The following is a 13,929-nucleotide window of genomic DNA, read 5'->3' as shown; positions in this document are numbered from 1 at the left end:
GTCATCAACGCAGGTAATGCATCAGCACGCCCAGGAGGGCAATCAGGCCGATGATCATCGCGAAGGCGTAGTGATAGAGGAAACCGGATTGGGTACGGCGCAGCACGCTGGCTGCGACGTCCACAACACGTGCCGAGAGATTGACCACGCCGTCGACGATGTTGCTGTCGATCCAGCGCGAGACCTTGCCCAGCTTGACGCTGCCACCGGCGAGGCCATCGATCCACAGCTTGTCGAAGCCGTACTTGTTTTCCAGCACGGACACCACCGGGGCGAAGGTCTTGCGCGCCTTGCCCGACAGGTCCGGCTTCCACAGGTAGAACAACGCAGCCAGCAGGAAGCCTGCCAGGGTCAGCCAGAACGGCGGCAGCATCATGCCGTGCAGCGCGAACGCCACCGGACCATGGAACTCCTCGCCCAGGAAGGCCACGGTGTTCTTGGCCGGATCGTAGAAATCGACGATGCCGGTGAAGAACGTGTTGACCTGGCCCTTGATCGCCTCGTGGGCGTGGTGACCGGCCCAGTCGGTGCCGTGCAGCATCGGACCGATGCTGAAGAAACCGATGGCGATCGACGGGATGGCCAGCAGGATCAGCGGCAGCGTCACCACCCACGGCGTTTCATGCGGCTCATGCGGACCGTGGCCGTGGCCGTGGTCGTCATGCGCGTCGGCATGGTGTGCGTCGGCGGCATGGTGGTCGTCATGACCATGGCCGTGATCATCGTGTGCATCGCGGAAGCGTTCCTTGCCATGGAAGGTCAGGAACAGCAGGCGGAAGCTGTAGAAGCTGGTCACCAGCACGCCACCCAGCACGGCCCAGTAGCCATAGGTGGCCACCCAGCTGTTCTGCATGTGGGCGTGGATCTCGGCGGCCTCGATGATGGTGTCCTTCGAGTAGAAGCCGGAGAAGAACGGCGTACCGACCAGGGCCAGGGTACCGATCCACATGGTGATGAAGGTGATCGGCATGTACTTGCGCAGGCCGCCCATCTTGCGCATGTCCTGCTCGTGGTGCATCGCGATGATGACCGAGCCGGCACCGAGGAACAGCAGCGCCTTGAAGAAGGCGTGGGTCATCAGGTGGAACACGGCAGCGGAATACGCCGACACGCCCAGCGCCACGGTCATGTAACCCAGCTGGGACAGCGTGGAGTACGCGACGACGCGCTTGATGTCGTTCTGCACGATGCCGATCAGGCCGGTGAAGAACGCGGTGGTGGCACCGATGAACAGGATGAAGTTCAACGCGGTCTGCGAAAGCTCGAACAGCGGCGACATGCGGGTGACCATGAAGATACCGGCGGTCACCATCGTCGCGGCGTGGATCAGTGCCGAGATCGGGGTCGGGCCTTCCATCGAATCCGGCAGCCACACGTGCAGCGGAACCTGCGCCGACTTGCCCATGGCGCCGATGAACAGGCCGATGCAGATCACGGTGGCGATCGACCAGATCACCGGCTCGTTGAGCAGCTGCATGCCGAACATGGTGCCGTCCCAGATCTGCAGCTGGGCGCGCGGGTCGGCGAGCATGCCGGCCTGCGAGAACACCTGCGAGTAATCCAGGGTACCGAACACCCACAACACACCGGCGATGCCCAGCAGGAAGCCGAAGTCACCGACGCGGTTGACCAGGAACGCCTTCATGTTGGCGAAGATCGCGGTCGGGCGCTTGAACCAGAAACCGATCAGCAGGTACGACACCAGGCCCACTGCTTCCCAGCCGAAGAACAGCTGCAGGAAGTTGTTGCTCATCACCAGGGTGAGCATCGAGAAGGTGAACAGCGAGATGTAGCTGAAGAACCGCTGGTAACCCGGATCGTCCTGCATGTAGCCGATCGTGTAGATGTGGACCAGCAGCGACACGAAGGTCACCACCACCATCATCATCGCGGTCAGCTTGTCGACCATGAAGCCGACGTGGGCCGAGTACTGGCCGACTTCGAAGAACGTGTACAGGTTCTCGTTGAACGGCTGCGCCCCGCCCCACAGCAGCTGGTAGAGCGTGTGCATCGACAGGCCGCAGGCAACAGCGACACCGAGGATGGTGATGGTCTGCGCGCCGAAGCGCTTGACCTGGCGACCGAACAGGCCGGCGATGATGCTGCCGAACAGCGGTGCAAGCACCACTGCGATCAACAGACTCTTGGAGAGAGTGATTTCCATCTGTGGATCAGCCCTTCAACGAATCGACTTCGCCGACATTGATCGTTCGGCGTGTACGGAACAGGGTCACCAGGATCGCCAGGCCGATGGCGGCCTCGGCTGCGGCGACGGTCAGGATGAAGAACACGAACAGCTGGCCGGACGGATCACCCAACTGACGCGAGAACGCGACGAAATTGACGTTCACCGACAGCAGCATCAGTTCGATGGACATCAGCAGGACGATGACGTTCTTCCGGTTGAGGAAGATGCCGGCCAGGCTGATGGCGAACAGCACCGCGCCGAGCGCAAGCATGTGGCCAAGGGTAATCACGGCTGGGTCTCCTCGCCGGCAACCGGCTTGCTGTTGCTGTGCACGACCGGCACTTCGGCGCCCATCTTGACCATGCGCAGGCGGTCGCCCGCCTTGACCATGGTCTGCTCACCCGGGTTCTGGCTCTTTACACCGGTACGACGACGCAGGGTCAGCATCACCGCGGCGACCACGGCCACGGTCAGGATGACGGCAGCGAACTCGAACGGCAGCAGGTATTCAGTGAACAGGGTGCGGGCCAGCCAGGTGACGTTGGAGCTGTCGGCGGCGAGCGCAGCGGCGTTGTCGGCCGGGAACGGAGTGACCGCCCTGCTCTTCACGCCGATCAGGGTCAGCATCTGCACCAGCATGGCCACGGCAACGATGAGGCCGACCGGCAGGTAGCGCACCCAGCCTTCACGCATCTTCGTAGGATCGATGTCCAGCATCATCACCACAAACAGGAACAGCACCATCACCGCGCCGACGTAGACCAGCACCAGCGCAACACCGAGGAACTCGGCGCCGACCAGCAGCCACACGCAGGCGATGGAGAAGAAGGTCAGCACCAGGCACAGGACAGCATGCACGGGGTTGCGCACGCTGATCACCGCAGCGGCCGAAACCGTTGCCGCGATGGCGAAGACCCAGAAAGCGATATTTACCCAATCCATCTCTCGACCTCAGCGGTAAGCGGCATCGGCGGCACGACGCTCGGCGATCTCGGATTCGAGACGGTCGCCCAGGGCCAGCAGCTGCGGCTTGGTAACGATGTTTTCGCCACGATTCTCGAAGTGGTACTCGAGGATGTGGGTCTCGACGATCGAGTCCACCGGGCAGCTTTCCTCACAGAAGCCGCAGAAGATGCACTTGAACAGATCGATGTCGTAGCGGGTGGTACGGCGGGTGCCGTCCTCGCGCTTGGCCGAATCGATGGTGATGGCCAATGCCGGGCACACCGCTTCGCACAGCTTGCAGGCGATGCAGCGCTCTTCACCGTTGGGATAACGGCGCAGGGCGTGCAGGCCACGGAAGCGCGGCGACTGCGGGAACTTCTCCATCGGGTACATCATCGTGTACTTCGGCTTGAAGCTGTACTTCAGCGTCAGCCAGAGACCGGCCAGCAGTTCGAGCAGCAGCAGGCTCTTGAAGTAATGGGTAATCCTGTTCATCACTTAGACGCCCTTTTGAATCACGCCGAAGAACACCATGACGGCGGTAACCGCAATCCACAGAATGGCCAGCGGGATGAAGACCTTCCAGCCCAGGCGCATGATCTGGTCATAGCGGAAGCGCGGGAAGCTGGCACGGAACCAGATGTAGGCACTGGCGAAGAAGAACACCTTGACGAACAGCCACGGTGCACCGCCCTTCCAGATCCAGTCGACCAGCGGCGAGATATCGCCCGGGTTGACCCAGCCCTGGATCGGGCTCAGCCAGCCGCCGAGGAAGAAGATCGAGATCAGGAAGCTGATCAGGATCATGTTGGCGTATTCGGCCAGGAAGAACAGCGCGAACGCACCGCCCGAGTACTCGACCATGTGACCGGCGACGATTTCCGATTCACCTTCCACCACGTCGAACGGCGCGCGGTTGGTTTCGGCAACGCCCGACACCCAGTAGATGACGAACAGCGGGAACAGCGGCAGCAGGAACCAGTCGAAGAAACCGGAATTGCCGGCCTGCGCCATCACGATGTTGCTCAGATTCAGGCTGCCCGCAGCGATCATCACGCCGACCAGAGCGAAGCCCATCGCGATTTCGTAGCTGATCATCTGCGCCGAGGCGCGCATCGCACCCAGGAACGCATACTTCGAGTTGGATGCCCAACCGGCCAGGATGATGCCGTAGATGCCGAGCGAGGTCATCGCCAACAGATACAGCAGGCCGGCGTTGGCGTTGGACAGCACGATCTGCGAATCGAAGGGCACCACCGACCAGGCCGCGAAGGCCGGAGCCAGGGTGATCAGCGGCGCCAGCAGGAAGATCGCCTTGTTCGCGCTGCTCGGCTGCAGGACTTCCTTGAACAGCAGCTTGAAGACGTCGGCGAAGGCCTGGAAGATGCCCATGCCCACGTACATCGGGCCGTGGCGGACGTGCATCCAGCCGATCAGCTTGCGTTCCCAGACCACGTAGAAGGCCACCGAGACGATCACCGGAACGGTGATCACCAGGATCTTCAGGATGATCCAGATCAGCGCGCCGATGTCACCGAGGCCAAGCAGCCACTGGTGCAGCGGATCGACCGCGTTAATCAGCAATTCGTTCATGCAGCCACCACCGAAACACGAGCGGCACCCAGCGGCGCGGTTGCGCCGTGGCCCGATTCAATCCAGACCGAACCCGCAGCGACGCGGGCGTCGACCACCACCGGCAGGGTGGCCTTGCCGGCATCGGTGCCGACCTTGGCCATCTGCCCTTCCTGCAGCTGCAGGCGGGCGGCATCGTCAGCGTTGAGCACGATGCGCGGGGCGTTGTTGAGCGGATGCGACTGCAGCGCCGCGGCGCGACGGACCACCGCATCGGTGCGGTAGATCGCAGCGGTCGAGGCCACTTCCAGGCCTTCGCCGGCAAGGGCCGGCTGGGCCGAGGCAGCGACGGCAACAGTCACCGGGGCCAGGCTGGCGCGCAGGCCGGCCAGGTCGATGAACTCGAAACCGGCCACGGCCAGCTCAGCGCCGAGCGCACGCAGCACGCGCCAGCCCTCGCGAGCCTCGCCCGGCAGCTTGCCGCCGGCACGCGCCGACTGCTCACGACCATCGAGGTTGGTCAGGGTGGCATCGATTTCCGGCAGCGCACCGATCGGCAGGATCACGTCGGCAACGTCGCGGGTCGAGGCGCAGGCGAACTGGCTGAAGGCCACCACCTGTGCGCCGACCAGCGCCTTGCGCGCGGCCGGAGCATCGGCGAAGTCCAGGCCCGGTTCCAGGCCGTAGACCACGTAGGCCTTGCGCGGATCGGCCAGCATCGCGGCGACGTCCTTGCCGGCCGGCAGCACGCCGGCGCGGGTCAGGCCGATGGCGTTGGCGCCCTGCGGGATACGGCACAGCTTGGCACCGGTAGCGGCGGCGAAATCACGCGCAGCGGCGCGGATCGCGGCAGCCTGCGGGTGGTTCTCGGCGATGCCACCGACGATCAGCACGGTGTTGGTACCGCCCTGCACCGCCGAACGCAGCTCGGCGTTGGCCAGCGCATCGACGAACTTCGACGGGGCCACGATCTGCTTGCCGGCAACGCTGAACGCGAAGTCGAAGTCGACCGGGTTGACGACGTGGATCTTCGCGCCGTTGGTCGTCTGCGCCTTGCGCAGGCGGGCGTGCAGCAGCGGCAGTTCGTGGCGGATGTTGCTGCCCAGAATGACGATGCGGTCGGCGCCTTCGATCTCGGCCAGCGGCAGGCCGAACACTTCGGCGGTGGCGGCGTCGGAGAAGTCGCGGTTGTTGATGCGGTGGTCGATGTTGCTCGAACCCAGGCCAGTGGCCAGGCGGGCCAGCAGTGCGCCCTCTTCGTTCGAGGTCGACGGGTGCACCAGCACGCCCAGGTTGTCGCCCTGGTTGGCCTTGAGGATCCCGGCGGCCGCGGCCAGGCCTTCGGCCCAGCTCACTTCCTTCCACTCGCCATTGACCTTGCGCAGCGGCTTGACCGCACGGTCTTCGCTGTACAGGCCCTGGTGCGAATAACGGTCACGATCGGACAGCCAGCACTCGTTGACCGACTCGTTGTCGCGCGGCACGGTACGCAGCACTTCGCCGCGACGCACGTGCAGGAACAGGTTCGAGCCCATCGCGTCGTGGTAGCCCAGCGATTCGCGCGCGGTCAGTTCCCACGGACGGGCGCGGAACTGGAACACCTTGTTGGTCAGCGCGCCGACCGGGCACACGTCGACCACATTGCCCGAAAGCTCGGTGGTCAGCGGCTTGCCGTCGTAGGTGCCGATCTGCAGGTTTTCACCACGGTACATGCCACCCAGCTCGTAGGTACCGGCAACGTCGGCGGTGAAGCGGACGCAGCGGGTGCACTGGATGCAGCGGGTCATCTCGGTGGCGACCAGCGGCCCCATGTCCTCGTCGGCCACCACGCGCTTGCGCTCGTTGAAGCGGCTGACCGAACGGCCGTAGCCCAGCGACACGTCCTGCAGCTCGCACTCGCCGCCCTGATCGCAGATCGGGCAATCCAGCGGGTGGTTGATCAGCAGGAATTCCATCACCGAGCGCTGGAACTTCAGCGCCTTTTCACTGCGGGTGGCGACCTTCATGCCGTCCATCACCGGCGTGGCGCAGGCCGGCGCCGGCTTCGGCGACTTTTCCACGTCGACCAGGCACATGCGGCAGTTGGCAGCGATCGGCAGCTTCTCGTGGTAGCAGAAGCGCGGAATCGAAATGCCCGCCTTGTCGGCGGCCTGGATGATCATCGAACCCTTGGGCACGACCAGCGCCTTGCCATCGATCTCGATGGTGACGTGATCCGGTGGCACGCTGGGGGTCACTCCAGGATTATTGGGTTGCGCGCTCATGCAGCGGCTGCCTCCACCTTCTTGCCGTCAACCATCGAATGACCGTTGACGATGTAGTACTCGAATTCGTCCCAGAACTGGCGCAGGAAGCCCTGGATGGGCCACGCCGCCGCTTCGCCGAACGCACAGATGGTATGGCCTTCGATCTGGCCGGCCACGGTCTTCAACTGGTGCAGGTCTTCCATCGTGGCCTTGCCGGCGACGATGCGCTCCAGCACGCGGTGCATCCAGCCGGTACCTTCACGGCACGGGGTGCACTGGCCACAGGATTCCTTGTGGAAGAACTGGCTGATGCGGCAAGCGAACTTGACGCAGCAGACGCTGTCATCCAGCACCACGACCGCACCGGAACCCAGGCCGGAGCCCAGCGCACGGATGGTGTCGTAGTCCATCGGCAGGCCCTTCAGCTCGGCCGCGGTCAGCACCGGCATGGACACGCCGCCCGGGATCGCGCCCTTGAGCTTGCGGCCCGGCTTGAGGCCGCCAGCCATTTCCAGCAGGTCGTCGAAGGTGGTGCCGAGCGGCACTTCGAAGTTGCCGCCCTTCTGCACGCAGCCGGACACCGAGAAGCACTTCGGGCCGCCATTGGCGGTCAGGCTCAGGCCCTTGAACCACTCGGGACCATTGCGGATGATCGCCGGCACCGAACCATAGGTTTCGGTGTTGTTGATCGTCGACGGCTTGCCATACAGACCGAAGTTGGCCGGGAACGGCGGCTTGTAGCGCGGTTGACCCTTCTTGCCTTCCAGCGATTCCATCAGCGCGGTTTCTTCGCCGCAGATGTAGGCGCCGGCACCGAGGGCGCCGTAGATGTCGATATCCACGCCCGAGCCCAGCACGTTCTTGCCCAGCCAGCCGTTTGCATAGGCATCGGCCAGGGCCTGCTCGAAGTGCTCGAACGGCTCGTGGTGGAACTCACCGCGCAGGTAGTTGTAGCCCACGGTGGAACCGGTGGCGTAGCAGGCGATCGCCATGCCTTCCACCACCGAATGCGGGTTGTAACGCAGGATGTCGCGATCCTTGCAGGTGCCCGGCTCGGATTCATCCGAGTTGCAGAGGATGTACTTCTGCACGTTGCCCTTGGGCATGAAGGACCACTTCAGGCCGGTCGGGAAACCAGCGCCGCCACGGCCGCGCAGGCCCGAGGCCTTGACCATCTCGATGACCTGCTCCGGCGGGATCTTCTCTTCGAGGATCTTGCGCAGGGCGGCATAGCCACCGGTCTTCAGATAGCTTTCGTACGACCACGGGGTGTCGTAATGCAGGGTGGTGTAGACCACCTGGTGCGGCAGCGGCGCGGGGCCGACCGGACCCTTGGATTCGTGGTGATGTGCCATGCCCTTACTCCAGCCCGTCCAGAAGCTCGTCGACCTTTTCCAGGGTCAGACGCTCATGGTAGTGACCATTGATGACCATCATCGGTGCACCCGCGCAGCCGGCCAGGCACTCTTCCTCACGCTTGAGGTAGACGCGGCCGTCAGCGGTTGACTGACCGTTCTTGATGCCCAGCTTCTTCTCGCAATGGCGCACGATGTCTTCGGCGCCATTGAGCCAGCAGCTGATGTTCGTGCAGATGGCCACGTTGTTGCGGCCCACCTTCTCGGTCTCGAACATCGAGTAGAAGCTGGCAACCTCGTAGGCCCACACCGGCGGCAGGTCCAGGTACTTGGCCACGCCGGCGATCAGCTCGTCGGTCAGCCAGCCCTGGTTCTGCTCCTGGGCAGCATGCAGACCCTGCAGCACGGCAGAGCGCTTGCGGTCCGGCGGGAACTTGGACAGCCAGTGATCGATGTGAGCGCGGGTTTTGTCGCTCAACACCACCATCGGGTCGACGTCGCGCGCCGCCTCGAAATTACCTGTCGCCTTCATCGGCCGACCTCAGCGAAATGCATAACGTGAAATTGCAGAAACTGCGGCGCCGGCTTGCGCCGGCTGCCTGCAGCGGGCGTTGGCGTGGCGGACGGCATTACCGGTCAACCTCGCCGAACACCAGATCGTAGGTACCGATCATCGCCACCACGTCGGCCAGCATGTGGCCGCGCACGATCGAATCGATCGAGGACAGGTGGGCGAAGCCCGGCGCACGGAGGTGTACGCGGAACGGCTTGTTGGCGCCGTCGGAAACCAGGTAGCAGCCGAATTCGCCCTTGGGCGCTTCAACCGCGGCGTAGGTTTCGCCGGCCGGCACGCAATAGCCTTCACTGAACAGCTTGAAGTGATGGATCAGCGCTTCCATGTCGTCCTTCATGTCCTCGCGCTTGGGCGGAGCGACCTTGAAGTTCTTGACCATGACCGGGCCGGGGTTGGCCTTCAGCCATGCCACGCACTGCTTGATGATGCGGTTGGACTCGCGCATTTCGGCCACGCGGCACAGGTAGCGATCGTAGCAGTCGCCTTCCTTGCCCAGCGGGATGTCGAAATCGACGGCATCGTACTTCGCGTACGGACGCTTCTTGCGCAGGTCCCAGGCAACGCCCGAGCCACGCAGCATCACGCCGGTCATGCCCCACTGGTGGGCCAGTTCCGGGGTGACCACGCCGATGCCAACGGTACGCTGCTTCCAGATACGGTTGTCGGTCAGCAGGGTCTCGTATTCGTCGACACGGCCCGGGAACTCATTGGTGAAGTTTTCCAGGAAGTCCAGCAGCGAACCTTCGCGCGAGGCGTTGAGGTTCTTCAGGGCCTTGCCCTTGTGCCAGCGCGATTCCTTGTACTTCGGCATGTGGTCCGGCAGGTCGCGGTAAACGCCGCCCGGACGGTAGTACGCCGCGTGCATGCGCGCGCCGGAGACCGCTTCGTAGCAGTCCATCAGCTCTTCGCGCTCGCGGAAGGCGTACAGCATCACCGCCATCGCACCCAGGTCGAGGGCGTTGGAGCCCAGCCACATCAGGTGGTTCAGGATGCGGGTGATCTCGTCGAACATCGTACGGATGTACTGCGCACGCTCCGGCGCCTCGATGCCCATCAGGGTCTCGATCGAGCGCACATAGGCGTGCTCGTTGCACATCATCGACACGTAATCCAGGCGATCCATGTAGCCGATCGACTGGTTGAAGGGCTTGGACTCGGCCAGCTTCTCGGTGCCCCGGTGCAGCAGACCCACGTGCGGGTCGGCACGCATGATGGTCTCGCCGTCCATTTCCAGGATCAGGCGCAGCACACCGTGCGCGGCCGGATGCTGCGGGCCGAAGTTCATGGTGTAGTTGCGGATTTCCTGCCGGCTTTCGGCAGCATTGCTGGCGAATGCTTCGCCGGCCTGGTGTACGTGACTCACTTCACTGCCTCCTGCGAGCGCTCGCCGGCAGCGGTCTGCAGGCGGGCGTCGTCGCGGATCACGCGCGGCACGCCGACACGCGGCTCCACCGAGGTGACCGGTTCGTAGATGACACGCTTCTTTTCTTCGTCGTAGCGGACTTCGACGTTGCCGATCAGCGGGAAGTCCTTGCGGAACGGATGGCCGACGAAACCGTAGTCGGTCAGGATCCGGCGCAGGTCCGGGTGACCTTCGAAGATCACGCCATACAGGTCGAACGCTTCGCGCTCGAACCAGTTCAGGCCCGGCCAGATGCCGGTCAGCGAGGACACCACCGGCAGCGCTTCGTCAGGCGCGAAGCAGCGCAGGTGCAACATCAGGTTGTGCTGGTACGAACGCAGCTGTGCGACCACGGCAAAGCGCTGGGTCGGCATGTGCTGCGGGCGGGCGCCGTCGGCGCTCTCTTCGCTGGGGAACTCGCCCCAGGCGAAGCGGCCCTGGGCCTTGCCTTCGACACCGCGGCTGAAGCCCTGCGAAGACACGTCGGCGGTGTCCCACTCGTCGGAGCCATAACCGAGGTAATCGACGCCGCAGAGGTCCACGGCCTGCTCGAAACCAAACTCGTCACGCAGCGCGAGGGCGGTGGCGTGCCACTCAGCGGCAGGCACTTCCAGCGTCACTTCGCCGCGGGGTTCGACCACGATGACCTTCGCACCTGCGAAACGTGCGGAGAGTCGGTCGATGAAGGATGCTTGCTCTGCCATGGGGGCTTGGCGCGCTCTTGTCAGGTGAAGGGGTCAGCGGGCGATGGTCTGTGTACGCCAGATCTTCTTCTGCAGCTGCAGGATCCCGTACACCAGCGCCTCGGCGGTCGGCGGGCAGCCCGGGACATAGATGTCCACCGGCACCACGCGATCACAGCCGCGCACCACAGAATAGGAATAGTGGTAGTAACCACCGCCGTTGGCGCAGCTGCCCATGGAGATCACCCACTTGGGGTCGGGCATCTGGTCATAGACCTTGCGCAGCGCCGGGGCCATCTTGTTGACCAGGGTGCCGGCGACGATCATCACGTCGGACTGACGCGGCGACGGGCGGAACACCACACCGTAGCGGTCAAGGTCCAGGCGCGCCGCACCTGCGTGCATCATTTCGACCGCACAGCAGGCCAGACCGAAGGTCATGGGCCACATCGAACCGGTACGTGCCCAGTTCAGCAGCGCATCGACGCTGGTGGTGACAAAACCCTTTTCCAACAAGGGGTTGTCGCCTTCCGGCCGCAGGATGTCATCAACCCGCCCTTCCGGGACAGGATTGGTCATCAGGCCATCGAGAGTCTGAATCACTCCCATTCCAGCGCTCCCTTCTTCCAGACATAAATGAAACCGAGGAACAGCATGCCGACGAACAGACCCATGGTGACGAGCGAACGCGCGCCCAGCTCCATGAAGACCTGCGTCCACGGCACGATGAAGATGATTTCCAGGTCGAAGACGATGAACTGGATCGCGATCAGGTAGTAGCGCACGTCGAACTTCATACGTGCGTCTTCGAAGGCTTCGAAGCCGCACTCGTACGGCGACAGCTTTTCCAGATCGGGGCGGCGGGGACCGAGGAATCGACCAACCAGCATCAGCGTAATGCCGATACCGGTGGCAACGATCAGAAACAGCAGAGACGGCAAATATTCGGCCAGCACAGCGATTCTCTCTTGCCTCTGCCGCTGCGCCTGCAGGCGCTTTGGCATGGGGGAGTGGACGGGAATCTGCCTGGCGCCTTGCGCGCCAGACCAACCCGCTTACTTACTAAATGGTGCCCAAGAGGGGACTCGAACCCCTACGACCTAAGTCGCTACCACCTCAAGGTAGTGCGTCTACCAATTCCGCCACCTGGGCAAACGATCACATCAGACTATCTTCCCGATGCGCCGCGTATTGTAACCGGCTTCAGTCTTTCTGGGAGCCTTCCGAAGGCTTTTCTTCACCAGAAACCGAAGATTCCGCCTGAGCCGGCACAGTTGCGGCCGGAACCGGGGCGGCCGGGACCGCATCGGCCTTCGGAACGGCCGGCAATTCGCCCGCCGGAGCGGCCGGAGCACTGGCCGCCGGGGCGGACATCAGGCCCAGATCCTGATCGGCGGCCGGGCGGTTGCCATGGCCGGCGTACCAGGCCATGAAGAGGCTGATGCCGAAGAACACCACGGCCAGCCACTTGGTCGACTTGGACAGGAAGTTGGACGCGCCACGCGCACCGAACACGGTCCCCGAGGCGCCAGCGCCAAAGCCCGAACCTGCCGCCGCACCCGAGCCACGCTGCATCAGGATCAGCGCGACCATGGCTACGGCAACCAGCACGTAGACGACATTGAGGATCAACATCAGCATTGGAAATCCGCCCTCGGACTAGAGTGCCGGCGGCTAGCCGGCAACCGTAACTAATTGTTTGCCGCCGCCTCTGCGATGGCCAGGAAGTCGGCGGCCACCAGGGAGGCACCACCAACCAGCCCACCATCGACATCCGGCTGCGCGAACAGTTCCCCGGCATTGTCGGGCTTCACGCTACCGCCGTAAACAATGGGCAGTGAATCAGCAATTCTAGCATCGATGCGCGCGACTTCGCCACGAATGAACGCGTGCACCTGCTGCGCCTGCTCCTTGGTGGCGGTACGGCCGGTGCCGATCGCCCAGACCGGCTCGTAGGCGACCACGGCATTGGCGAAGCCCTCGGCCCCGACAAGCTCGAGCACCGGGGCCAGCTGGCTGGCGATGACCGCCTCGGTCTGCCCGGCCTCGCGCTGCTCAAGGGTTTCACCGACGCACAGCACCGGCACGAGGCCGGCATGCAGGGCGGCAGCGAACTTGCGGGCCACCAGCTCACTGCTCTCGTTGTGGTACTGGCGGCGCTCGGAGTGGCCGACCAGGCCATAGCGGGCACCCACCTCGTGCAGCATGGCCGCGCATACCTCACCGGTGTAGGCGCCCTTCTCGTTGCTGCTGACGTCCTGTGCACCAAAGGCCAGGCCGGTGTCGCCGAAGTCTTCGACCAGCTCACCCAGGTAGGGCATCGGCGGCAGGATCACCACCTCCACTCCGCGCTTCGGCAGCCCGGCAGCGACCTGCCCCAGCAGTTCGGTGGCGAATTGACGGCTGCCGTGCAGCTTCCAGTTTCCAGCGACGATCTTGCGGCGCATGAGCGGGTGGCTCCTGTATGAACTCAGCCGCCCATGATACCTGCTGCGGCAAAAAACCGTTTCTTTGTAAGCGGTTACATGGGTTTTCAGCCAACGGCGCAGCCCCTCGTGGCGGGGGTGGGGTTGGTCGCGGAGAGCCCCGGCTGGATTTGTGGGGTTGGCCGGGCGGGCGGGACTGGCGAGGGACGCCGTGAACCCGTCCATGGGGGCTTGGCCGCGGCATCCATGCCGCGGACACCCTCGCCAGCCCCACCCGCCCGGCCCCTGACACATTCCGGCGGTTCCGCCCGCCACGGAAAGAAAAAAGAAGATCAAAAGCAAAAGCGAAAGCAGAGCTTCGGCCCCCTCCCCTGTTTCGAGATCTGACAGATCTCATCCACGCATGACGTGGATAGATCGTGTCGACCAAGGTCGACACCTACCAACGGCCGCGGGAAATTGTCGGGGGTGGGGCGGTGTGGGCTGGCAGGACCGTTGGCGCCATGGATGGCGCCATCGAGCCCCCAGGGATGGGTTT

14 protein-coding genes and 1 tRNA gene are annotated in these 13,929 nt (G+C 63.9%); all 15 read right to left on the bottom strand.

Translation table 11 applies throughout. The annotated features are described in order from the left end of the window. Positions 1 to 4 precede the first annotated feature (4 nt). Positions 5 to 2,164, bottom strand: a complete 2,160-nt coding sequence (gene nuoL / locus AC13GI_RS18530) for an NADH-quinone oxidoreductase subunit L (protein ID WP_482997011.1) — start codon at positions 2,162 to 2,164, stop codon at positions 5 to 7. Between the two features lie 7 nt (positions 2,165 to 2,171). Then, entirely contained in the window at positions 2,172 to 2,477 is a 306-nt protein-coding gene (gene nuoK / locus AC13GI_RS18525) for an NADH-quinone oxidoreductase subunit NuoK (RefSeq protein ID WP_006381125.1), read from the bottom strand. Further along, positions 2,474 to 3,130 (bottom strand): NADH-quinone oxidoreductase subunit J, encoded by a 657-nt coding sequence (locus tag AC13GI_RS18520; RefSeq protein WP_099819058.1) that lies wholly within the window; start codon positions 3,128 to 3,130, stop codon positions 2,474 to 2,476. Before AC13GI_RS18520 ends, nuoK begins: the two co-directional genes overlap by 4 nt. 9 nt (positions 3,131 to 3,139) lie before the next feature. Beyond that, a complete protein-coding gene (gene nuoI / locus AC13GI_RS18515; RefSeq protein WP_005417924.1) occupies positions 3,140 to 3,628 on the bottom strand; it encodes an NADH-quinone oxidoreductase subunit NuoI in 489 nt (162 codons plus the stop codon). Between the two features lie 3 nt (positions 3,629 to 3,631). Beyond that, positions 3,632 to 4,726: an NADH-quinone oxidoreductase subunit NuoH gene (nuoH, locus tag AC13GI_RS18510; protein ID WP_099819057.1), complete on the bottom strand. Its 1,095-nt coding sequence runs from the start codon at positions 4,724 to 4,726 to the stop codon at positions 3,632 to 3,634. Further along, the gene (gene nuoG, locus AC13GI_RS18505; protein ID WP_482997010.1) at positions 4,723 to 6,969 is read right to left on the bottom strand and encodes an NADH-quinone oxidoreductase subunit NuoG; all 2,247 of its coding nucleotides are present in this window, start codon (positions 6,967 to 6,969) and stop codon (positions 4,723 to 4,725) included. Before nuoG ends, nuoH begins: the two co-directional genes overlap by 4 nt. Further along, positions 6,966 to 8,306, bottom strand: a complete 1,341-nt coding sequence (gene nuoF / locus AC13GI_RS18500) for an NADH-quinone oxidoreductase subunit NuoF (protein ID WP_025876206.1) — start codon at positions 8,304 to 8,306, stop codon at positions 6,966 to 6,968. Before nuoF ends, nuoG begins: the two co-directional genes overlap by 4 nt. A gap of 4 nt (positions 8,307 to 8,310) precedes the next feature. Beyond that, positions 8,311 to 8,838 (bottom strand): NADH-quinone oxidoreductase subunit NuoE, encoded by a 528-nt coding sequence (nuoE, locus tag AC13GI_RS18495; protein WP_025876204.1) that lies wholly within the window; start codon positions 8,836 to 8,838, stop codon positions 8,311 to 8,313. Between the two features lie 97 nt (positions 8,839 to 8,935). After that, a complete protein-coding gene (locus AC13GI_RS18490; protein ID WP_025876202.1) occupies positions 8,936 to 10,243 on the bottom strand; it encodes an NADH-quinone oxidoreductase subunit D in 1,308 nt (435 codons plus the stop codon). Continuing rightward, positions 10,240 to 10,986, bottom strand: a complete 747-nt coding sequence (locus AC13GI_RS18485) for an NADH-quinone oxidoreductase subunit C (protein WP_099819055.1) — start codon at positions 10,984 to 10,986, stop codon at positions 10,240 to 10,242. The genes AC13GI_RS18490 and AC13GI_RS18485 overlap by 4 nt, the downstream gene beginning before the upstream one ends. Before the next feature lie 33 nt (positions 10,987 to 11,019). Then, complete coding sequence (locus tag AC13GI_RS18480) at positions 11,020 to 11,574, bottom strand: NuoB/complex I 20 kDa subunit family protein (protein WP_089236302.1); 555 nt, start codon at positions 11,572 to 11,574, stop codon at positions 11,020 to 11,022. Beyond that, positions 11,565 to 11,921: an NADH-quinone oxidoreductase subunit A gene (locus AC13GI_RS18475; protein WP_005414075.1), complete on the bottom strand. Its 357-nt coding sequence runs from the start codon at positions 11,919 to 11,921 to the stop codon at positions 11,565 to 11,567. The genes AC13GI_RS18480 and AC13GI_RS18475 overlap by 10 nt, the downstream gene beginning before the upstream one ends. 111 nt (positions 11,922 to 12,032) lie before the next feature. Beyond that, a tRNA-Leu gene (locus tag AC13GI_RS18470) sits at positions 12,033 to 12,117 on the bottom strand. A gap of 51 nt (positions 12,118 to 12,168) precedes the next feature. Further along, positions 12,169 to 12,606 (bottom strand): preprotein translocase subunit SecG, encoded by a 438-nt coding sequence (gene secG, locus AC13GI_RS18465; protein WP_025876192.1) that lies wholly within the window; start codon positions 12,604 to 12,606, stop codon positions 12,169 to 12,171. Between the two features lie 50 nt (positions 12,607 to 12,656). Further along, positions 12,657 to 13,412 carry a triose-phosphate isomerase gene (tpiA, locus tag AC13GI_RS18460; protein ID WP_380655241.1) on the bottom strand — a complete coding sequence of 252 codons (756 nt, stop codon included), beginning with the start codon at positions 13,410 to 13,412 and terminating at the stop codon, positions 12,657 to 12,659. Between the last annotated feature and the right edge of the window lie 517 nt (positions 13,413 to 13,929).

This window comes from Stenotrophomonas sp. 82F1, assembly GCF_056861525.1.
Note: the sequence above shows the minus strand (reverse complement) of the source record. Positions and strands in the feature narration are given on the sequence as shown.

Coding starts and splice junctions, on each gene's coding strand:
- AC13GI_RS18485 (WP_099819055.1), bottom strand. CDS start 10,986: ATGGCAGAGCAAGCATCCTTCATCGACCGACTCTCCGCACGTTTCGCA.
- tpiA (WP_380655241.1), bottom strand. CDS start 13,412: ATGCGCCGCAAGATCGTCGCTGGAAACTGGAAGCTGCACGGCAGCCGT.
- nuoI (WP_005417924.1), bottom strand. CDS start 3,628: ATGAACAGGATTACCCATTACTTCAAGAGCCTGCTGCTGCTCGAACTG.
- nuoG (WP_482997010.1), bottom strand. CDS start 6,969: ATGAGCGCGCAACCCAATAATCCTGGAGTGACCCCCAGCGTGCCACCG.
- nuoE (WP_025876204.1), bottom strand. CDS start 8,838: ATGAAGGCGACAGGTAATTTCGAGGCGGCGCGCGACGTCGACCCGATG.
- nuoF (WP_025876206.1), bottom strand. CDS start 8,306: ATGGCACATCACCACGAATCCAAGGGTCCGGTCGGCCCCGCGCCGCTG.
- nuoL (WP_482997011.1), bottom strand. CDS start 2,164: ATGGAAATCACTCTCTCCAAGAGTCTGTTGATCGCAGTGGTGCTTGCA.
- AC13GI_RS18480 (WP_089236302.1), bottom strand. CDS start 11,574: ATGGGAGTGATTCAGACTCTCGATGGCCTGATGACCAATCCTGTCCCG.
- nuoH (WP_099819057.1), bottom strand. CDS start 4,726: ATGAACGAATTGCTGATTAACGCGGTCGATCCGCTGCACCAGTGGCTG.
- secG (WP_025876192.1), bottom strand. CDS start 12,606: ATGCTGATGTTGATCCTCAATGTCGTCTACGTGCTGGTTGCCGTAGCC.
- AC13GI_RS18520 (WP_099819058.1), bottom strand. CDS start 3,130: ATGGATTGGGTAAATATCGCTTTCTGGGTCTTCGCCATCGCGGCAACG.